This window comes from Acetobacteraceae bacterium, assembly GCA_039613835.1.
In the GTDB taxonomy this organism is placed as follows: domain Bacteria; phylum Pseudomonadota; class Alphaproteobacteria; order Acetobacterales; family Acetobacteraceae; genus Sorlinia.
On record CP154827.1, the window covers coordinates 268,667 to 287,761 of the forward strand.

General features: G+C 56.3%; 19 protein-coding genes. 7 read left to right on the forward strand and 12 right to left on the reverse strand.

Annotated features, from left to right (window positions below; genetic code table 11):
- The first annotated feature begins 26 nt into the window (after positions 1-26).
- On the forward strand, positions 27-1,421 hold the full coding sequence (gorA, locus tag AAYR33_01530; GenBank protein XAO72333.1) for a glutathione-disulfide reductase: 1,395 nt from the start codon (positions 27-29) through the stop codon (positions 1,419-1,421).
- 123 nt (positions 1,422-1,544) lie between these two features.
- Here the strand turns inward: gorA and AAYR33_01535 are convergent, their stop codons facing one another.
- The 4 genes from AAYR33_01535 to AAYR33_01550 form a co-directional block, all read right to left on the reverse strand.
- On the reverse strand, positions 1,545-1,919 hold the full coding sequence (locus AAYR33_01535; GenBank protein XAO71675.1) for a hypothetical protein: 375 nt from the start codon (positions 1,917-1,919) through the stop codon (positions 1,545-1,547).
- Between the two features lie 294 nt (positions 1,920-2,213).
- Positions 2,214-2,963 (reverse strand): hypothetical protein, encoded by a 750-nt coding sequence (locus AAYR33_01540; GenBank protein XAO71676.1) that lies wholly within the window; start codon positions 2,961-2,963, stop codon positions 2,214-2,216.
- Positions 2,890-3,429 carry a hypothetical protein gene (locus AAYR33_01545; protein ID XAO71677.1) on the reverse strand — a complete coding sequence of 180 codons (540 nt, stop codon included), beginning with the start codon at positions 3,427-3,429 and terminating at the stop codon, positions 2,890-2,892. The genes AAYR33_01540 and AAYR33_01545 overlap by 74 nt, the downstream gene beginning before the upstream one ends.
- Before the next feature lie 483 nt (positions 3,430-3,912).
- On the reverse strand, positions 3,913-5,928 hold the full coding sequence (locus AAYR33_01550; protein XAO72334.1) for an HAD-IA family hydrolase: 2,016 nt from the start codon (positions 5,926-5,928) through the stop codon (positions 3,913-3,915).
- A 309-nt stretch (positions 5,929-6,237) separates the two neighbouring features.
- Between AAYR33_01550 and AAYR33_01555 the strand changes: the two genes are divergently transcribed.
- From AAYR33_01555 to gltX, 4 genes are all read left to right on the forward strand, one after another.
- Positions 6,238-7,632 (forward strand): 3-deoxy-7-phosphoheptulonate synthase class II, encoded by a 1,395-nt coding sequence (locus AAYR33_01555; protein ID XAO71678.1) that lies wholly within the window; start codon positions 6,238-6,240, stop codon positions 7,630-7,632.
- Between the two features lie 77 nt (positions 7,633-7,709).
- The gene (locus AAYR33_01560; protein XAO72335.1) at positions 7,710-8,855 is read left to right on the forward strand and encodes a nicotinate phosphoribosyltransferase; all 1,146 of its coding nucleotides are present in this window, start codon (positions 7,710-7,712) and stop codon (positions 8,853-8,855) included.
- A gap of 1 nt (position 8,856) precedes the next feature.
- A complete protein-coding gene (locus AAYR33_01565; GenBank protein ID XAO71679.1) occupies positions 8,857-9,243 on the forward strand; it encodes a hypothetical protein in 387 nt (128 codons plus the stop codon).
- Between the two features lie 147 nt (positions 9,244-9,390).
- On the forward strand, positions 9,391-10,725 hold the full coding sequence (gene gltX, locus AAYR33_01570) for a glutamate--tRNA ligase (protein XAO71680.1): 1,335 nt from the start codon (positions 9,391-9,393) through the stop codon (positions 10,723-10,725).
- A gap of 54 nt (positions 10,726-10,779) precedes the next feature.
- On the opposite strand, the gene pssA is transcribed toward gltX, so the two are convergent.
- The 4 genes from pssA to AAYR33_01590 form a co-directional block, all read right to left on the reverse strand.
- Positions 10,780-11,634 carry a CDP-diacylglycerol--serine O-phosphatidyltransferase gene (gene pssA / locus AAYR33_01575; GenBank protein XAO71681.1) on the reverse strand — a complete coding sequence of 285 codons (855 nt, stop codon included), beginning with the start codon at positions 11,632-11,634 and terminating at the stop codon, positions 10,780-10,782.
- Between the two features lie 10 nt (positions 11,635-11,644).
- Positions 11,645-12,322, reverse strand: coding sequence for a phosphatidylserine decarboxylase (locus tag AAYR33_01580; protein ID XAO71682.1), 678 nt, complete (start codon positions 12,320-12,322; stop codon positions 11,645-11,647).
- A 264-nt stretch (positions 12,323-12,586) separates the two neighbouring features.
- Positions 12,587-12,976 (reverse strand): serine hydrolase, encoded by a 390-nt coding sequence (locus AAYR33_01585; GenBank protein XAO71683.1) that lies wholly within the window; start codon positions 12,974-12,976, stop codon positions 12,587-12,589.
- Positions 12,964-13,458 carry a serine hydrolase gene (locus AAYR33_01590; GenBank protein ID XAO72336.1) on the reverse strand — a complete coding sequence of 165 codons (495 nt, stop codon included), beginning with the start codon at positions 13,456-13,458 and terminating at the stop codon, positions 12,964-12,966. The genes AAYR33_01585 and AAYR33_01590 overlap by 13 nt, the downstream gene beginning before the upstream one ends.
- 110 nt (positions 13,459-13,568) lie before the next feature.
- Between AAYR33_01590 and gloB the strand changes: the two genes are divergently transcribed.
- Positions 13,569-14,288, forward strand: a complete 720-nt coding sequence (gene gloB, locus AAYR33_01595) for a hydroxyacylglutathione hydrolase (GenBank protein XAO71684.1) — start codon at positions 13,569-13,571, stop codon at positions 14,286-14,288.
- A 5-nt stretch (positions 14,289-14,293) separates the two neighbouring features.
- Here gloB and AAYR33_01600 read toward each other — a convergent pair whose 3' ends face one another.
- The 4 genes from AAYR33_01600 to AAYR33_01615 all read right to left on the reverse strand — a co-directional run bounded on the left by AAYR33_01600 (position 14,294) and on the right by AAYR33_01615 (position 17,471).
- A complete protein-coding gene (locus tag AAYR33_01600; protein XAO71685.1) occupies positions 14,294-15,289 on the reverse strand; it encodes a hypothetical protein in 996 nt (331 codons plus the stop codon).
- 264 nt (positions 15,290-15,553) lie between these two features.
- Positions 15,554-16,357, reverse strand: a complete 804-nt coding sequence (locus AAYR33_01605) for a lysophospholipid acyltransferase family protein (GenBank protein XAO71686.1) — start codon at positions 16,355-16,357, stop codon at positions 15,554-15,556.
- A 57-nt stretch (positions 16,358-16,414) separates the two neighbouring features.
- Positions 16,415-17,086, reverse strand: a complete 672-nt coding sequence (locus tag AAYR33_01610; GenBank protein XAO71687.1) for a YdcF family protein — start codon at positions 17,084-17,086, stop codon at positions 16,415-16,417.
- The gene (locus AAYR33_01615) at positions 17,067-17,471 is read right to left on the reverse strand and encodes a hypothetical protein (protein XAO71688.1); all 405 of its coding nucleotides are present in this window, start codon (positions 17,469-17,471) and stop codon (positions 17,067-17,069) included. Before AAYR33_01615 ends, AAYR33_01610 begins: the two co-directional genes overlap by 20 nt.
- Positions 17,472-17,686: 215 nt before the next feature.
- Here AAYR33_01615 and AAYR33_01620 point away from each other — a divergent pair, with 215 nt between their 5' ends.
- Positions 17,687-19,051: a hybrid sensor histidine kinase/response regulator gene (locus tag AAYR33_01620; GenBank protein XAO71689.1), complete on the forward strand. Its 1,365-nt coding sequence runs from the start codon at positions 17,687-17,689 to the stop codon at positions 19,049-19,051.
- Positions 19,052-19,095 lie beyond the last annotated feature (44 nt).

Here is a 19,095-nt window from a genome sequence, read left to right on the forward strand (position 1 = left end):
GTACGGGAGCGATGGAGGTGTCCGCCATGGCAGCAGAATTTGATCTCCTCGTCATTGGTGCGGGTTCAGGCGGGGTGCGTTGTGCCCGCATCGCAGCCCAGCATGGGGCGAAAGTGGCGATTGTGGAAGCGCACCATTGGGGCGGCACGTGCGTCAATATTGGCTGTGTGCCGAAAAAGCTGATGGTCTATGCAGCGGATTACGCTGCAATGGGGCCGGAAGCGCAGTCCTTTGGGTGGGAGGGCGCAGCATGGCGACATGATTGGGCGCGGTTGATCTCCGCAAAAAATGAAGAAATTGCCCGCCTGAATAATGTCTATACCACCATGCTTGAGAAGGCAGGTGTCACCCTGTTTAAAGGTAAGGCCGCTTTTCTGTCGCGGCATGAGGTGGAAATCTCACCTTCCGCGCTTGATCCGTCCGCTGGGAAGCAGCGCGTCCGGGCGTGCAAAATCGTCATCGCTGTGGGCGGGGCGCCTTCGCGACCGAAAATTGACGGGGCCGAACTGGGCATCGTTTCCGATGATGCTTTTTACCTGGCGGAACGTCCCAAAAAAATCGTGATCATCGGAGGCGGTTATATCGGCGTTGAATTTGCCGGAATTTTTTCACGATTGGGCAGTGATGTCACAATGGTGTTTCGGGGTGAGCGTCCGCTTCGTGGGTTTGATGATGATCTACGCACGCATCTCACCGAGGCCATGACCCGGCACGGAATTACATTGCGGTCCGGCACTTCACCAAAGCGGATCGACCGCCTGTCGGACGGAACGCTGGCGACAGCGCTCGATCGGGGCGAGAAGCTGGTGAGTGACTGGGTGTTTTTTGCTACGGGCCGGCATCCAGCGATCGACGGCCTGAATCTCGATGCGACCGGCGTGACGTGTCGGGAGGGGCGTGTCGTGACGGATGCATCAATGGCCACGTCCGTCCCGGATATTTACGCCATCGGCGATGTGACAGATCAAATTAATCTGACGCCCGTCGCCATCGCGCAGGGCCATATCCTTGCAGATCGGATTTTTGGCGGTCACGACCGTTATTGGGCCTTCGAGACGACACCGAAGGCCGTGTTTTACAGCCAACCCCTCGCCAGTGTCGGTTTAACGGAAGAGGAAGCGGCGAAGGACGCGGCGGTGGATATTTATCTGACGTGCTTCCGACCCATACGGCAAAGCCTTCTTAAGGGGGATGATCAGGTCTTGATCAAGCTTGTCGTTGATTCACGTGATGAACGGGTGGTTGGCGCACATATGATGGGTGACGCGGCACCGGAAATCATTCAGGCTGTGGCGATTGCGGTAACAGCCCACCTGAAGAAAGCGGACTTCGACCACACAATCGGTATCCACCCGACAACGGCGGAGGAAATCGTGACGATGAGGACGGTGACACGCTGCACGCCACGGAAAAACGCCTGATTCCAACGGCTTTTTTTACCCAACGCGCCACCGAAATAACAGCGCCTCATGTCAAGCTGCGACGTCCGCGCTGCCTTATAGAAGAGAGGCAGGCGCGCGACTCAGGCATCGTGCCCTGAGGGCCTAATTACCGCGTGGTGCAACCCACCCATTACCCGTGGAATCGCCAACCTGGCCGCGTGAAGTCGGACTGCTATTGACGTAGGCCGTTCCGAAATTTGAGAGATTGGCGCCGGTTGTCGGGTCACGCTGAATATTGACGTCGTGATCCGGGTCCAGGCCATGCTCAATTTCTGTCGATGGGGCGATCTGATAGCCCGGCGGGGGCTTCTGGGCATGGGCGCGGAATGTGTCGCCTTTACCCTGATAATGATAGCCGGAACGCGACGTGCCGCTACGGCCTGCCCCGCCGTCAGAAGTCTGCGCTTCCGCCATCGCGTCCGATGCCATCAGTAAACCGCAGGCCGCAAGGGTCACGGCGGAAAGGCGCAACATCATCTTGAATCCCCATTTATGAGAATGAATAATTATGGGCACTTCCGCGCAGAATGACCTGCATCACAGCAAGTGGACCGTCCCTTAGAATAGGTGACGGATCCTGTCGCCGTCCAGCGTTTTTAAATTGTCGTCAACCGCCCTCCGCGCCGACAAACTCAACAAAAAAGCGCGTTGGTTCGCCGCCATCAGATGCGTTCAATCGGGTCATGATCTTCTGCGCAGCGAGGTTTGGCAGCAAAACGATGAGAGAAATTTCGAAGGCATCGCCTGACTAAAGCGGGATTTCTCAATCTTTCATGGAGCGCCCCTGATAAGGGAGTGCCTCTCCTGTATCCTTTGATCCCGTTCATGAATCTGAAGCTGAAGGCATCGAATCAGATCATCGCGTTCACGGATCCATCCATCCCGATCCCGTATCCATTTATCGCGATCCGCGATGAAACGTATTTTTCTGGGCAGGACATAACGGAGCAGAAAGTGGTTATTGAAGGCTTGTGCGCAAACGATGCTCATGCAGCGATCCACGCGTGCAAGTGACTGCATGTTATCACGATTTTTCGGGATTTTCCGTCGATAATATTTGAGATCACGAAGAAGAAGAAGCGTAACCCAGAAGCGAATCAAAAACTGTTTCTGCTTCCGGTAAAAATGCGGAATGACCGGCTTGAAATGGGTAATGTCTCCAAAAATCTCACCGGCCGTCTTTTTGACCGGTTTATCCCGACCGGAGAAATTAAGCGCGACCGCTCCCTCGTAATTCTGGTCGGTCAGCCAGCCTGGACCACCGAAATGATCGTAACAATAAACGGGACGATTGGCCAAAATGGCCATCTGCACGGTTTTTCCGATCGTGATGACGACGCCACAATTATGGAGGATTTCCGGGCACATCATCGTGACGTTGCTGCCTTCACCCAGATGATCAACCTGGTAACCTGCGGAGATCAACAGGTCACGCGTCGCAAGCACTTCATCCGGGCAGTGATTGGAGACGATAAGGATTTTTCGTATCGCGTTGATCGGGGCGTGCGAGATGTAAAACATCCTGCGTCGGGTTGGGAACGACAATCGCCTCTCGGTAAGCGGCGCCGAATGCCGCCAGCGCCTTACCGGTCTCCTCGCTATTGACGATGATGTGTGTGGCGATTTCACTCTCCAGGCGGGAGAGGGGCGCCTCAATCTCGATATAGGGCGAGAGATGGGCGAATATGATGTAAGGGAGACCAACCTTGCAAAGTTGTTCCACCGCCTGCTCATCAAGCAAAAGCGACAGGGCATTCTGCTGCGTATAAATCAGATCGTAACAAGTAAGATCGATATCGTCACAGCTTTTCGCGACAATGCCCGCCATGCGCAGACTGGCTTCAAGCGGCTCTGCGATGTGGTGAGCGTAAACATGGACGTCAAACTGTCGGCGCCGTAATTCCTGCCCGAATTCAATAATGACCAGTTCAGAGCCGGAAAAAGTGTCCAGGCGGCCAGTGCAGAGCAGGGCTTTCATTTTTTTCACACAAAGCCTTCTTTTTATTGGATTTTAATCGAGGGTGCGCTGATATTTTTCATGCCCTGATGGGTCTTGCGCGGCAAAAAAGAATGAATATGAAGTTAAAGCGAGGCATTTTGTAACATAAGCCCGTGTAATCAAAAATTAAATCACAGCAAGATTTACAATTGGTGAAAGGGCCATATTTCGAGAGAAGAATAAATTTTTCTTTTATAAAAATCGGAAAATGTCAGTTGGCACCGACCATAGCAGGTGCGTCACCGCATGACGCAACCTCATGGAGTGGGCATTGTGAGGTCGCCATTTCAAGGTGGCGCGATAAGCGCACAGCCCTTCGTGACCCTACGGGGCCGATTTTTAGGAGATTTTATGAAGTGACAGGGTCGCGGGTGACGCTTCAACCGGCATCCCGTGCAAGACCGGGCGCGCCGCCACCTGATGGGGGCGTCAAATATTCAGGTTGATCAGAAAATGGTGACGTAACCTGAACTATCGCTTCAGGCGCCGGCGCAGGACGCGCTTGGCACGCATCCATGTCAGACGCAGGCCCTCTTGACGGAAGGAAATCAATCCCAACCGGATATAACTGCGCCAGCTCGTGGTCTGCTGCATTTCAGCATAATGGCCATTCTGCGTTGACCAGAATGTCCCGATGGTCGCAAATCCGGAGGCACCCAGCTCACGACTATGGGGCAGTAAAGCGAGTTCCTCATATTCGTAATGTGTGGGCGCCATGATGAGGCTGCTGAAAAGATCGTGGAGCGTGTCGCGCATTTCGTTCAGCGTGATATGAGAGACGCTTGGTTTGAAATGCTCCGCGAAAAGACGGATTTCATCCTGCATCTGCGCCACGAAATTACCGATGAGAATCTCATATTGCCGCTGATGCTGCGTCGAGACCGGTCTCACGCCGTTCTCGCTTTCCTCAAAATGGCTGATCTGCGCGTGCGTGGAGGCAAAAGCCAGCTCAAGCAGTTCAACTCCACGCTCAGCAAGGCGCACCCAGTTTCTATCCTGCCCGTGATGGAAGAGGAAGGACCGAATATCCTCATGCATATAAGCGTGCTCAAGCGTGCCAACATAATAGCCACGGAATTTTTTGCCGAGGATGAGCTCTGTCCGACGTTGTGATGTCAGTGCCCAGCCACAATCCGCCATGGCGTCATGAGACGGGTCAAACCCTTTATCCTGTAGGTAGTGCTGGTAGGCATTCATTTCCCGCGCGGCGATGCGACGCCAGATCGGGCGGCATTCCTTCATCGCGATCAGGGCCGCAGAGATTTTTGCGGGTGTATCCAGGACACGGTCAAGCGGTGTGTAAACTGAAAGAGCATTGAGCAACTCGGCCTCGCCCTCCCCGATGCCAAGCCGCTGGACGCATTCACGCAATGTGCAGGCCGAGCTTGTACTGAGGACAGAGCCGATTTCTTTCTCAAACGCTGTGTGGAAAGCAGGCACCATCGTGAGGCGGCGGGAACTTTGCATGACGCTGGCACGGCCGGGTAGTCCGAGAATATTCCAGACCTCCTTTGTGATATAGCCGTCCCGCGTGGCAAGACGTAAATGCGCGACCTGGTCAATCTGCATCACCGTATTGAGCCAGGCAGCGAACCCTGTGACGAGGGGGCCGCCATACATCGCCCCGAAAACGCGTGCGATGGGCGCTTCAGGATGGCGGATGCGGAATTGCGCAATGAAAGCCAGGGCGAGGGACGCAAAAAGATTGTGTGATGTGTCGGCGCCGTGTTTCTGCGCCTGGAAGAGCTTATGCAGGGCAAGCTGGTTGAATCGACCATCCCGGAAAAGCTGATCCAGCACTGAAGGGATGTGATAGCCGACGACGCCCGCCTTCAGAGCGGCTTCACAATCTGCCTTATAATTATCGCCAATATGCGTGATGCGCGTGGTGTCGACGCCGCATGACCGGGCGACGACTTCGTAAAGCGTGCTTTCATGCTTGGACGTCTGATGTTCACAAGAGACAAAAATCTCGTCGACAACCAGGCCGTTTTTGGCCAGCACGGACGCAATCATCGATGCGGGCAAATACATGTCGGAAACCGCGATCACCTTTTTGCCGAGGGATCTGGCAAGGTCGTAAATCGGGCCGATCGCGGGGGATCGCTTGAGGATTTCTCCCTCTGTCGTGAGTTCCAGTGCTTTCAGCGCCTGAAAGCTCGTCTGGCCGAGGCCGGGTAATTTGATCTGCTTGTAGATGTCATCAATCGTGACTTCAGCCGACCCGCTGCGGGCGTGATTTTTCTCCCGCGCCAGGCGCTCAGCCAGGATTCTAACATCGTGAAATCCCTTGACGCCGGATTGCCGTTCCATCAGCGTAAAGACGTCAACCGGCCGCGCGAACGGGCGCACCAGAAGCGTGTCGAAAACGTCGAAAGAAACAATCTCCGCCTGCTCAATGAGAGGCCGTACAGCTTCGATATGAGGGGGTAATCTGCCCGGTTGATGGCGGACGACGTTTACCTCAGGTTCGGCTACCGGGTACATACTCACGTCTTGCATTCGGGAAGCTATCCAATATCCTGAGGCGAGGAATTTTCCAAGGTGATTTAGCGTCGTAAAACGCCGTCAAGGCTTCCGAAATTGGAGAAACTTTGCAAGCAACACAAGACCGAAAACCTTAATTATTTCTTAAATTTTAACCGACACGTTGGCGCGGCGCCTTTCGCAATGCCGACATAAAGAGGCATTATCACGATTTTGCTTCATCTTTCCCCGATTTTTCAGTTGTTTCCGCGGCGCCCCTGCCTATCTATCGAGCCGACGCATTTCATTTTTTAGGAAAGATCGAAATCGATGGACCCGGATCACTTCGCTACCGCGCCTGAACGCTGGACGCCGGCAAGTTGGCGCTATTTCCCCGTGCATCAAATGCCACGATACCCGGATGACGCAGCGCTTGAAGCCGTCGAAGCCCGGCTTCGCAAATATCCGCCCCTCGTCTTTGCGGGGGAGGCGGAGCGACTGCTCCTTCAGCTTGCCAAGGCAGCGCAGGGCGAGGCCTTTATTTTGCAAGGCGGAAATTGCGCTGAGAGCTTCGCGGAGTTTCAGGCTGATAACATCCGGGACACTTTCCGGGTGCTCCTGCAAATGGCGGTCGTGCTGACATTCGCTGCCCGTGTACCCGTCGTGAAAATCGGCCGTATGGCGGGGCAATATGCCAAGCCACGTTCCTCCGGTGAGGAAACGCGGGAGGGCGTCACGCTGCCCTGTTATCGCGGAGATATCATCAACGGGCCGGATTTTACGGAAGTAGCGCGCATTCCTGACCCGGCACGGATGGAAACAGGTTATTTCCATTCCGTGGGGGTGATGAATCTTCTTCGTGCCTTTGCCAATGGCGGTTACGCCAATCTTAATAAGGTTCATAAGTGGAATTTGGGCTTTGTTCAGCGCTCGCCGTCAGGCAAACGTTATGCCGACATCGCCAATCGTATTGATGAGGCGCTCGGGTTCATCTCAGCCTGCGGCTTCAATGCCGCGGCGCCACAATTTAATGAGACTGAATTTTACACCTCCCATGAAGCGCTTCTTTTACCTTACGAGCAGGCTTTAACACGGGTCGATAGTCTGTCGGGTAAATGGTATGATTGCTCAGCGCATTTTCTCTGGATCGGGGACAGGACGCGGCAGCCTGAGGGGGCCCATGTTGAATTCCTCCGGGGTGTCAGCAACCCGATTGGCATCAAGGTCGGGCCGACATCCACCGTTGAGGATCTGGAAAAGCTTTTGCAGATCCTGAACCCCAAGGATGAGGCGGGTCGTATCACCCTCATATCCCGTATGGGCCGCAGCAAAGTGCGGACGCATCTGCCACCCCTCCTCGTGGCTGTGCAGAAGACAGGGCGCACCGTGACGTGGATCTGCGATCCGATGCATGGCAACACGACCACGACGGCGGATAAGGTCAAAACACGCTCCTTTGAAGCGATCCTTGATGAAGTTATCGGGTTTTTCTCGGTCTTTCAGGAGGCGGGGCTTCGGTCCGGCGGCGTGCATCTGGAGATGACCGGCCAGGATGTCACGGAATGTATCGGGGGGGCGCAATGTCTGACAGAGGCTGATCTCACTGGACGCTATGAAACATTCTGCGATCCTCGATTGAATGCGGAGCAGTCGCTTGAAATGGCCTTCCTCCTCGCAAATGAACTGACAGGCTGTTTCGCACCGGCGTTGGAACAAGCAGGTTGAGCGCGTCCAATCTGTTCGGCCATGCTTCGATCTGGCGTGGCGTCATGGAACGTTACGACGCGCCTTCCCGGTGGATCATGCGGGCGACGCTCTCCGCGGCGGATGTGCCAGGCTGGACGGACGTTTATTTCAACCGCACGGAAAATATCGTCGTCGCCCAAGGGGATATGCAGGTGACATACGCGTTTTTCATCCGTCGCCCTGTCCTCGCGGCCCTTGGACCCATGCTGGAATGCCTTGAAAAAGTGACGGCTGAAAAGGGCGTCAAAGTGGATGTGGCACTGCCCTTCCGGGAAGGGGCGTGGGTCGGGGCCGGGGAGCCAATTGCGTTCCTGACCGGTCCTTTCTCACAATTAGCGTCCCTGGAAACGATTCTTCTGCAAAAATTGGGGAGTTGCTGCGTCGCGGCGTATAATGCCTATCAAATGGCCGTATCGATGCCCCGGACACCTTTCCTCGCCATGGATGCACGCCATTGCACGGGGCCGGAAATGCAGATCATGATGGCTTATGCTGCCGCGGTTGGCAGCCGCGCGGCCAATCAGGAAGGTGCTGTCGGTTTCGTTAATTCCGCGAATGATGTGACCGCTTTCCTTTTCGGGAAAGCACATGGTGCGGGGACGATGCCGCACGCATTGGTCGGTTATGCAGGCAGCACCATCCGGGCGGCGGAAATTTATCACGACCGTTACCCGCAGGAAAAAATGACCGTCCTCGTCGATTATTTCGCGCAGGAGGTCACGGACACCATCGCCCTTTGCCAGAGATTTCCGCGCCTGGCGGAAAAGGGGGATTTCAGTATCAGGCTGGACACACATGGCGGGCGCTTTCTTGAAGGGCTCGACACGCAGAAATCCTACGCGATTTTGGAAAAACACGTCCCCGGCGTGACACGGCGTTACCGTTCAGAGGCGGAGCTGCGTTACCTGATCGGGTCGGGCGTTTCCGCTGCAGCATTGTGGCGCATGCGTGAGGTGCTGGATGCGTATGGTGGTGCCCATGTCAAAATCGTCGCCTCATCCGGTTTCGGTGTGGAAAAATGCCTCGCCATGCATGATGCGCGGGCCCCGGCAGATATTATTGGCACAGGGTCCTATCTGCCGCATAAATGGGACGAAACCTACGCGACGGCTGATATCGTCGCTTATGATGGCGTGTTACGCGTCAAATCAGGGCGAGAGCATCTGATGGCGCGCTGGCAGGATTTCAGGAAGAGCAAGTAATATGACCAAGTCCGACGCGCACGAAGCGCAAAGCTGGACAGTGCGCATTCTGGACCATTCCGGCGCATCGGAAGATGCTATTGTCGAGAACATTCCCAAATTCCTGGATCTGGCACATGCCAATGCCTTCGCGCGCGCTTATGTGCGGGACAGTATGGAACGTGGGCGTGTTCGCGGGGCGTCACCGCGGGATGTCATTGAAAACTGGTATAGTTTTGGTGAGGACGCGGTCGTTGTCGATGCGGGTGATGATGGTTGGCGCTCAGCCAATGAACTTGATGATTTCGCCGCCAACCCCGCCACACCGATGGAACGCGACTGGCGTGCGCTGGACCCGCGCCGATTGATCGAGGAGGACGATGAATTTTTCCCGGAAGGGGAAGGGTAGATCATTCTTTACGCCGCAACTGCCTGACAAGGCCACGTGCGACGCGATAACATGGCCTCACTGCCTTCGACATATGTTTAACGGGGAATATCTCTGCCAGCGCTTTACGACTGGAAATTTATTTCACGGCGCGGCATAGAGAGCGTCATGAAACTTCGTTTTGCTCCCAGCCCCACAGGTTATCTTCATGTTGGTAATGCACGTCTTGCCATTGCCAATGCGCTTTACGCGCGGCACCACGCGGCGCAGTTTCTTCTCCGCATTGATGATACGGATACAGGCCGGTCCAAAGCGGAATATGAAAACGCAATCCGGACGGACCTCACCTGGCTCGGAATCATCTGGGATGAAACGACCCGGCAGACGGCCCGGCTCGACCGATATCAGGCCGCCATTGAGGCGCTGAAGGCAAGCGGGCGCCTCTATCCCTGCTTTGAGACGGAACAGGAACTGGCCGCCAAGCGTGAGGCGCGCATCCGTGCCCGGAAGCCCCCGATTTATGACCGCGCGATGCTGTTCCTGACGGCGGAACAGCGCGCCAAGGCAGAAGCAAATGGGAGAGTGCCTCACTGGCGCTTCCGCCTGTCAGACGGGCATCGCGCCTGGCAGGATCTCGTCATGGGTGAGTGCCAAGTCAAACTCACCGCGATTTCCGACCCCGTGCTGGTGCGGGCGGATGGCACCATCCTTTACACCCTCGCTTCCGTCGTTGATGACCTCGAACTCGGCGTGACCCACATTATTCGTGGTGAAGATCACATCACCAATACGGGGGTTCAGCTCGATATTATCGACGCTTTGGCCGGGCCGAATGCACGCTTTATCTTTGCCCACCTGCCGCTCCTGCTGGATGAAGGCGGGGGTAAATTATCCAAGAGGTTCGATTCCCTTTCCCTCAAATCCCTGCGTCAGGATGGGGTGGAGCCGGACGCGATTATTTCCTACCTGTCTCGCATCAGCAGTGCCCTCAACCCTGAGCCCATGAGTTTTGATGAGGCGACCAGGTCCTACGATATCAGCGCGATCTCCCGGGCGGCGGCGCGCTTCGATATGCGCCAGTTGCTCGGTCTCAATCGTCGCCTGCTTCAGGGCCGCGCCTATGAGGCGGTGAAGTCCCGCCTGCCTTCCGACTTGCCGGAGGCATTCTGGGACGTCATCCGGCATAATATTGATCTTCTGCCTGAAGCGGCGCATTGGTGGTCCATCGTCAAGGATGACATTACACCGCCCGCTTTGAAGGCGGAGGCGGATTTTCTCAGCCAGGCCATCACGGTCCTGCCAAACGGCGCATGGGATAAGTCGGTCTGGCAATTATGGGTCTCAGCCCTGAAAGCGGCGTCGGGCCGCGCCGGAAAATCGCTTTTCATGCCGCTTCGCCTCGCTTTAACGGGAGAAGAAAACGGGCCGGAATTAAAGGCGATCCTGCCCTTTATCGGACGGGAAAAAACCGTTCGACGGCTGGAAGAGGCTGCGGTAAACTGAATTTTAACGTGGTGGTGGCTCGCTTTCCCGACAGCAATATGCCCCTGTTTGGCGTCAAATGACCACTTCGACTTCCTCCGAAAGCGCCTCGGCCTCTCTCTTCAGCTTTTTGAAGCTTTGACGGCTGAACGGGATCATCAGTAGATAGACGAGGGCGGCGAGGGCCAGGGCGGCCCAGGGGTCAGAGATCAGGAAGGTCGCGTAAAGAACCGTTCCAAGCATAATCGGCAGGATATGCCGTGACGGTATCCTGAAATTCTTGAACGACCAGACGGGCGTCGTGGAGACAAGCAAAGCGGCGGTCATCATCAACATGATGGCGGAGAGAAGCGGCTGATGGGCGCAGGTAAAGAGCCATTCTGACTGAATGCGGCGCGCCTCCAACCCCATAAAGAGTGGGAAGAGCACAATCAACGCCCCCGCAGGCGCCGGGACACCGGTAAAATAATTCGCGGAATATGCAGGCTTGTCATCATCAGCGAGGCTGGCATTAAAACGCGCGAGGCGCAGCGCCATGCAAACCGTGAAGAGGATGCAGGGAATAAAGCCGTAGCGCCCCCCCTCCCATTGCAGCGTCCACAGAAAAAGCAGCAGAGAAGGTGCGACGCCGAAACAGACAAAGTCGGATAGGCTGTCAAATTCAGCGCCAAAATGCGATGTCGCGTGCAGAAGCCGCGCAATGCGCCCATCAAGCCCGTCAACACAGGCGGCGACCAGGAGCGCAATCGCCGCTTCCTCAAACCGGTTTTTAATTCCAAAGTGAATGGCGCTCAACCCGGCACACAGGCCGAGCATCGTCAGAATATTCGGGATCAACCGGTTAAAGGACAGGCCCCGCACGCGGGGGCGTCGCACTCGAAGGGGGTTGAGGCGTCTCAGGCGCCGCTTTCTGACTCGGTTATTTGACATGTTCGCGATATTAAAGTTTTGCAATCACCGTCTCGCCGCCGACCATTTTCTGACCGACACTGACCAGAGGCGTAACGCCGTGCGGCAGGTAAAGATCGGTGCGGGAGCCGAAACGGATCAGCCCGAAGCGCTCACCTGGCTCATAAGTGCTGCCCTCTTCCGCATAGCAGACGATCCTTCGGGCGATGAGGCCGGCAATTTGGACGATGGCCATATGACGCCCGTCATCCAGCGTCAGGCGGACTTCATTCCTTTCATTGAGATCTGAGGCTTTGTCGAGACTGGCATTGATGAATTGCCCCTCATGATAGGCGACGCGCGTGACGACCCCTTTTGACGGCATCCGGTTAATATGCACATCCAACACGGAAAGAAACGTGGCAATGCGCCAGACAGGCTGATTCCCCATATCCAATGCTGCCGGCGGGGTGGCTAGTTCCACCGATGTGATGTGGCCATCCGCCGGCGCGAGGGCCAGGTTGGCGCGTACAGGGGAAACACGTTTCGGGTCGCGGAAAAAATAAAGGCAGAAGACAAGTCCCGCCAGCCCGACATGCCCGACCCACCGCGTCGCCCGCCATGGCGTGGCGCGGCCGATCAGGGTGAGAAGCCCCGTTAAAGCGAGGAAGGGAGTCGCCGCTTTATGAGGGGGGGCGATGACGGTTCGGATTGATTGCAAAAGGGACATAGTAAAACCTTTACTGCCTGCACCGGCCGGGGTGGTCAAACGACGCCGACCGACCGGCATATGGAGCGTATCAGCCTGTGATGGTGCCAACCCTACATGATGTTACGCGGTTTAACGAGGGGTTTAGACCGGAAGAGGCACCGGAGAGGGCGACGAGACCCGGAACGACGCCGCACGGACAGGGCGCATCCCCTCAAGTCGGAAAAAACTGTCGGACAATGCGGCGTGTGATTTCCACGATGAGCCGATCCTGCGCCCGGCGACTCAGCGTCGTGCCTGTAGATATATGGCGACCGACATCATCCTGCCGTCACGGAAATTGACGAAACCAATATCGCCGCGCGTACCGTATGCGCCCGCGCCGGATTTGTCATAGACATCCGCCGTGCGCCCCAGCTCGGATTGTATCAGGGAGGATGTTAGCGGGGCATTGCGCATCCAATGGGTGAGGCGTTGCCGGGAGGGGCGGGACAGGACGTTACCGGTCAAAATCTTTTCAATATTGCAGCGCATGGCCTCGGGAGAGGTTGTGTCTCGCTCATCACCCGTTTCCGCTGCGTTCAAAGCCGGTTCATAACGGTCAAGGCGGGAGACAGGGTCATTGATCTGCCTTGCAAATCGCGTCCAGCCGGCTGGGCCGTCTAATTCCCGCAAGATAAGATATTAGCCGCGCAATTATCGCTCTGCTGGATGGCGGCAGCGCAGATCGCGCTCAAATACATACCGCCTTCGCGAAGGTGATGTTTCGCGACAGGGGCGTAGGATTGAATGTCCTTCTCCGAATAGCGGATAAATTGTCGCAAATCCCGCTTGCCCGAGTCCACCAGCGCCAGCAGGGCGGCGACAGAGATGAATTTATGCGTGCTGCACATGGGAAAAAGTTGGTCGGGCTGAAATGCGAGAGCGCGCCTCTCGCCGTGAACCCGCGCGGAAAAACCAATCCGACCGCCCGCGCGCTTCTGTAGTGCGTCGACATCTCGCGCCCCACTTAAACCGCGATTCCTGCGCTGAAAGCCCGTGGCGCCAGCGCGGCGCTGACGCCTGAAGCCAGAATTTCTCGACGGATCCGGGAGGTGAGACATCGTTCGGGCGCCTCGCGGTGTCAAGAGAAGCGCGTTGCGTCCTTCTGCGCGCATCAACTCATTCTGCCGCAAAAATGCCCTCCCGGCACGTTCCTTTTTTCGACAGGCGTCGGGACGTGCTATTCCCTGTCAGGCGCTCTTAATTTTCAGCGGTGAGACCAAGGATGAAAATGCACGTCACCCCCCTTCGAGCCTTCGGGGATAATTACATATGGATGATCAATGATCCGCAAACCGGAACGATTGCGGCGGTGGACCCTGGTGAGGCCGCGCCCGTTTTCGAAGCGTTGGAAGGTGCACCGTTGGATGCGATCCTGCTGACCCATCATCATCAGGACCATATTGGCGGTGCGGAGGCTTTGCGTTCAGTTACGGGGGCGCGCATTATCGGGGCGGCGTCCCAGGCCCATCGACTGCCGCGCCTAGATGTGGCCGTCAAAGAAGGGGACGTCATTGAGGTGGGGGCGTTGCGCGGCAACATCATTGAAACGCCTGGCCATGTGCTGGGGCATCTCAGCTTTTTCTTCCCGGAAGAGACGGCTTTATTCAGTGGGGACACGTTATTCAGTATGGGGTGCGGTCGCCTGTTTGAGGGGACGCCGGAAATGATGTTTGAAACGCTGAAGAAATATGCCGCCCTGCCCGATGAGACGAAACTCTATTGCGGGCATGAATACACATTGTCCAACCTCGCTTTTGCCCGCACCCTCAACCCCAATGATGAAGCTTTACGTGCTTACGACCTGAAAGCGCGGGCCTTGCGTGACACCGGGCAGCCGACCCTGCCAAGCCTTTTGGGGGAGGAGCGGCAGCTCAATCCTTTCCTCACCGCCAATACCAGCGGGAAACTTGGCCAGTTGCGGGCTTTGAAAGACTCTTTCTGACAGTATCAGGAGGGGGAGGAGAGGGTGAGCGCATCAAAAAGCGTCCGTAACTGCCCATGTGCGGCGGGTTCAATCTGCCAATGCTGGACGCGAAGGCTGAAAATCACGTGGTCCGGCATGCTTTCGTCCATTTTTTCCATTAGATCCATCAGACGCGCGCGCGCGACGTCCTCTATCGGCGAATGTTGCGCGCCGCGCCAATCCTCAATGGCCGAGCGGATATTCTGTATCTCTGTTGTCAATCCTCCATCGCCCTGACCGTCAATTTTACCCGATAGAAGCACGGCGAGCGGACCGACATACCCCGCGACCTTCTGAATGTAGGCGCGGCTCAAGTGAAGGGCGCCGGAAGAGGCGTCTGGCTGCAAATCAAGCGCTGCTTTAATATGCGCGTCTGAGAGCGCCATGGAGAGCAGCGGGAAAGATCCGGAATTGTCCGTCCCGAATGTCGGTGACAGAGTGAGTCGATCAGACTGTGCGAAGAGGGCGCCACTGAGAAGCTTCTGCGCATTAGGTGGCTGGATGAGGATAACGCCATCCAAATGCGGTGCCGCGATGGAAATAGCGGGCTCGGACTGGGACATGATGGAGAGATTGGTGACGTGAAAGCCGGTCCAACGACCCAGGCGATTGAGCTTGAGATAAACGGATGAAGCCGTCGTAACATCCCCCTCATCACGCCGCGAGATCACAATCGAGAAATCAAGGCGCGGCCGCATAAAGGGGTGATGGGTCACGGTAAGAACGCGCGCTGAAAAATGGTGCCGCGCATCATCATGGATATCAATGTCACGATAAGTGACCGCCGCCCCGAACAGGCGCGTCTGCTTTTGGATTGCCGGGTCGTAGGCTACTTGCCAGCCATGCGCTTTCATCGCGCTGATCACGTGATGCATCTGCCGGTCAAGCATATGACGGGCTGACCAGGACGCAGCCACATGGACGATAATTGTGCAAATGAGGCACACAGAAAAGCTTTTGATCAGCGTCCACGTGGTCATAAAGAAGTGTCCTTTAATGTCACGTTTCGGGTTCGAAGCGGTTTTCTCCTGACTTCCCCGCGATTCCCGGTGAGTCAAGTTATCCCCAGCGTGCGCTCCGAGTTTCTTAACTAAAATTTTGCCAACGCGGCATGTTTTGTTGAAAAACGAAGCGTATCGGGTCCTGGCGGGGGCTGGGGTCTTAATAAACGGGAAATACCGTCTTACCGTTGTTTTTACTTGTAAAAATCAGGGTAGAGAGAGTCGTTTCGTTTCCGGTGTCGTTCAGCCCGGCGCGTCGAGGGCCGCGCCTTTATTCCCTTGGGGCATGGCTGCGACAATGTTCTCTTCAGTTACGTCCACAGAGTTATCCACATGGTTATACAAGCCTGCGGATTTTTCCAGAGCCTGCCAGGAGGCATCGATCGTGGCGATAAGGTTTCTGCAGCTTCTATCCATGGCCAAAGCGGGGCCGATGACGATTTTCAAGGTGCCGGGAAATTTCGTCCAGCCCTTGCGGGGCCAGAAAAGACCTGAATTTGTGGCGACAGGTACGACGGGCGCATTGGCCTGTTTCGCCAGCGCCATGATGCCGGGCTGAAGTGGCACACGCTCTCCCGGTTTGACGCGCGTGCCCTGCGGGAAAATAATCACCTGACGTCGATAATCGAAACGATCCTGTGTATCCCGGATCAGGCAGCGAAGCGCTTTTGACCCGGCTGAGCGCTCAACCGGGATCATCCCGGATAATATCAGCATCGGGCCGACAAGGGGGATGCGTGTCAGCTCCTTCTTGATGATGTAGGCCGGCCTTTCCACAAGGTTCATCCAGACGAACCCGTCAAAAAATGACTGATGTTGGGAAGCAATCAGGCACGGCGTGTTGGGAATATTTTCCCGTCCGATAATGACGATTTCAATCCCGCATATTTTGCTGAGTCCCAGAAGCGTCAGGCGGCTCCAGAGCCGGGCATAGGTCAATGCGCAATCCCGGCGCTTGAGGAGGCGGAGAGGCAATGCGCCCAGTCCCATGATAATGGTCAGTATAAAAAAATAGAGCTGGAAAAATATGCTTCGCGCGACGCGCATGACGTGTCCCTACCAATGTTCCCAAACGTGCAAAAGTGGCACGCTGTGTCAAGATAATCAAATGTCAGGTTTCAGATTTTCCCCACGCGAAAAACGCAATAGCGAGCCGAGCCATTTCATATATTCGACAGTCAGAAGGCGCGCTGTATAAAGGCTGGAAGGGTGTCGCAGGGCGGGCGATTGAATGGGGTAAGGGTAAAGTTCAACCTCCGGGGCGGCGCGATGGATTTCCATAATGGCGCGGCGCACGTGATATCCTGCCGTGACAACCAATAGAGTATGAATTTGGTGCGCCCGCACCCAACCTGCCGTTTCCGCAGCATTGCCAATTGTTGAAATCGCGCGTCGGCCAAGCGTGGTGTGATCGGACGGCAAAAGTGAGAGGGGTGAACCCTCATGCAATCGCAATTGCGGCAGGGTCGTATGCGCACCGACACCGGAGATCAACAGATCCCGCCCGAACCCCCGTTCGAGAAGGTCAATGGCAACCTCAACGCGCTCCGCACCACCCGTCAGCGCGACAATCCCGTCACATCTGACGAGATCATAACGGCTGCGCATGGCATCGAGGCTGAACAGAACCAGCCCCGTCAACCATGCGGCGGCCAGTAAGGCGACGACCAGCAGAATGAGGCGGCGCGTCATGGCACGATGTCTTGAAAGCGATGGGGGGAGGAAAATGCGCAACCTGCCATCATCCCGGGTGAGGTCAGATCCGCCGTCCCGCATAAACCGCCACGGTTGAGGCGATGGCAGCGACGAGCATCATCAAAAAGCCGTCAAAGACCAGATTGGAGGCTGTCAATGTCAGGCCTGAAAATGAAAGATGGGCGGGTATGATATTGTCGAGCGGGCCCAGATTAATGTCAGACTGCGCGGATACCATTTTCGCCTTATCCGCCAATAGATTCGTTAAAGAAGGCGCGATCTTCCAGATAATACCGGCGATGAGGGCAATCGGCGCAAAAAATTCGGCAATCTGCTGGAAGAAATGCGCGGCACAGTAAAGCGCCGCGAAAAACAGGCCGCGAATACCGATGAAACGGCGTTCCGGGCTGTAGGAAGATGCTGCCCGTGGCGCGTGTCCCATGGGGGCGCGTAAATCAGGGTCCATTTTGATTATCCCAACAACATGATCGAACTTGTCCTGAAGGGCTTCTTGCCCTGCCTCTCAAATCTCTCTCAGAGGTAGCCTTGGACAAGGTTAAATACAATGATCCAAATGTGAAACTATTTGGCCGTTACATGGATGCAGGACGCGGCAGGGAGGAGGTCCGGCCTGGATGACGTTGACGAATGAAAAACCGCTCATCCTCCTTGTGGAACCTCATGACGCCGCCGCCCTGCCGGCTGACCGAACTGCTTGAGGGGCAAGGCTTTACCGTGGTCCGCGCGCTGACTGGTGAGGCTGCTCTTGCCGGTTTTGAGCTGTCGCGCCCCGACCTCATCGTGTCCGACTACCAGTTGCCGGGCATGAATGGCGGGCAAGATGGTGCGGCAAATCCGCATGAATACCCAGTCGCGTTCAACGCCTATCCTCATGCTGACAGAGGATGGGGGCTGGGCCACACGCGTGAGGGGCTTGAAAGCGGCGCTGATGCGTATCTCTCCAAATCCGCGCATCCGAATCTCATTATTTTGCGGATGCGCGCGCTTTTGCGGGACGGTTCGGACTTTCTACAGGCTGAGACAGCGGGGTCCTTCCGGCGGGCGCGCATTGTCATTGTGACCCGACTCCTTGAGGCGGATGAGGATGATGCGGTGGACAGGCCCGCCCGATGGGCGCGAAATGACGCTGGCACTTCTTTAGGGGAATTTCTGTGGCGGGATGGGCACACTGTCACGACGGTTTTCGGGTCGAGTGAGATGATCCAGGGAGGGTGGTTCAGCGGGGATGAGGGGCCTGATCTTCTGATTCTCGATCTGACGGCACCTCATGGCGACAGTGACAGTTTCTGCCGGAGTATCGATGCGCGGCGGCATGATGTGGTGGAGGCTGAGCAGTTCCGGCGTCATTCCTCAGCTTTTCTGTTCGATGCGGGGGTTGATGACCTCGTCCCGGATGACACCGCGCCGGAGGTGCTCGCATTGCGCATCAAGGTCATGGTGCAGCGCAAACTGGCGCAGGATGCGCTGCGGGAAGAGGAAATCCGCCGCCAGGTTCGGGAAGTCGCCTTCCAGACGGCGCGGAATGAGGCGCGGGCCGTCGCGGCGAAAGCTGCCATAGCCGAGGCCCTTGCCCAGGCGAATGCCGAATTGGCGGAAGCCAATGCGCGATTGCTGGAAACACAGTCCCAATTGGTGCAAACGGCTAAAATGGCGTCTTTGGGGGAATTGGTGGCGGGCATCGCGCATGAAATCAACAACCCGTTGGCCTTTATCATCGCGCATGAGGAGACAATCGCGCGCGTCCTGAATGAGCTCGCCAACCCACCTGAGGCGCTGACGGATAAGGCGCGGTCCGACCTCATCGGAAAATGCATCAATCGCACCGGCGCCATGCGCATGGGCCTTCAGAGGATCCAGAACCTCGTCCTAAGCCTGAGACGTTTCTCACGCCTGGATGAAAGCGCTTTCCGTCAGATTGACGTGTTCGAGGCGATTGATGACTCCCTCGCTTTATTGTCACATAAGTTCGGCGACGACATTATCGTGGAGCGTCACCTTGCCGCCCCCCGCACCCTCATCTGCTAGTCAGCACTGGTCAATCAGGCTGTGATGAATATGGTCAGCAATGC

Bases quoted from the DNA above. Each gene is read 5' to 3' on its own strand.
- gorA (XAO72333.1), top strand. From the start codon at position 27: ATGGCAGCAGAATTTGATCTCCTCGTCATTGGTGCGGGTTCAGGCGGG.
- AAYR33_01580 (XAO71682.1), bottom strand. From the start codon at position 12,322: ATGTCCCTTTTGCAATCAATCCGAACCGTCATCGCCCCCCCTCATAAA.
- gloB (XAO71684.1), top strand. From the start codon at position 13,569: ATGAAAATGCACGTCACCCCCCTTCGAGCCTTCGGGGATAATTACATA.
- AAYR33_01540 (XAO71676.1), bottom strand. From the start codon at position 2,963: ATGTTTTACATCTCGCACGCCCCGATCAACGCGATACGAAAAATCCTT.
- AAYR33_01550 (XAO72334.1), bottom strand. From the start codon at position 5,928: ATGTACCCGGTAGCCGAACCTGAGGTAAACGTCGTCCGCCATCAACCG.
- pssA (XAO71681.1), bottom strand. From the start codon at position 11,634: ATGTCAAATAACCGAGTCAGAAAGCGGCGCCTGAGACGCCTCAACCCC.
- AAYR33_01600 (XAO71685.1), bottom strand. From the start codon at position 15,289: ATGACCACGTGGACGCTGATCAAAAGCTTTTCTGTGTGCCTCATTTGC.
- AAYR33_01565 (XAO71679.1), top strand. From the start codon at position 8,857: ATGACCAAGTCCGACGCGCACGAAGCGCAAAGCTGGACAGTGCGCATT.
- AAYR33_01555 (XAO71678.1), top strand. From the start codon at position 6,238: ATGGACCCGGATCACTTCGCTACCGCGCCTGAACGCTGGACGCCGGCA.
- AAYR33_01605 (XAO71686.1), bottom strand. From the start codon at position 16,357: ATGCGCGTCGCGCGAAGCATATTTTTCCAGCTCTATTTTTTTATACTG.
- AAYR33_01560 (XAO72335.1), top strand. From the start codon at position 7,710: ATGCGGGCGACGCTCTCCGCGGCGGATGTGCCAGGCTGGACGGACGTT.
- AAYR33_01535 (XAO71675.1), bottom strand. From the start codon at position 1,919: ATGATGTTGCGCCTTTCCGCCGTGACCCTTGCGGCCTGCGGTTTACTG.
- AAYR33_01610 (XAO71687.1), bottom strand. From the start codon at position 17,086: ATGCGGGACGGCGGATCTGACCTCACCCGGGATGATGGCAGGTTGCGC.
- gltX (XAO71680.1), top strand. From the start codon at position 9,391: ATGAAACTTCGTTTTGCTCCCAGCCCCACAGGTTATCTTCATGTTGGT.
- AAYR33_01620 (XAO71689.1), top strand. From the start codon at position 17,687: ATGACGCCGCCGCCCTGCCGGCTGACCGAACTGCTTGAGGGGCAAGGC.
- AAYR33_01615 (XAO71688.1), bottom strand. From the start codon at position 17,471: ATGGACCCTGATTTACGCGCCCCCATGGGACACGCGCCACGGGCAGCA.
- AAYR33_01590 (XAO72336.1), bottom strand. From the start codon at position 13,458: ATGCGCGCAGAAGGACGCAACGCGCTTCTCTTGACACCGCGAGGCGCC.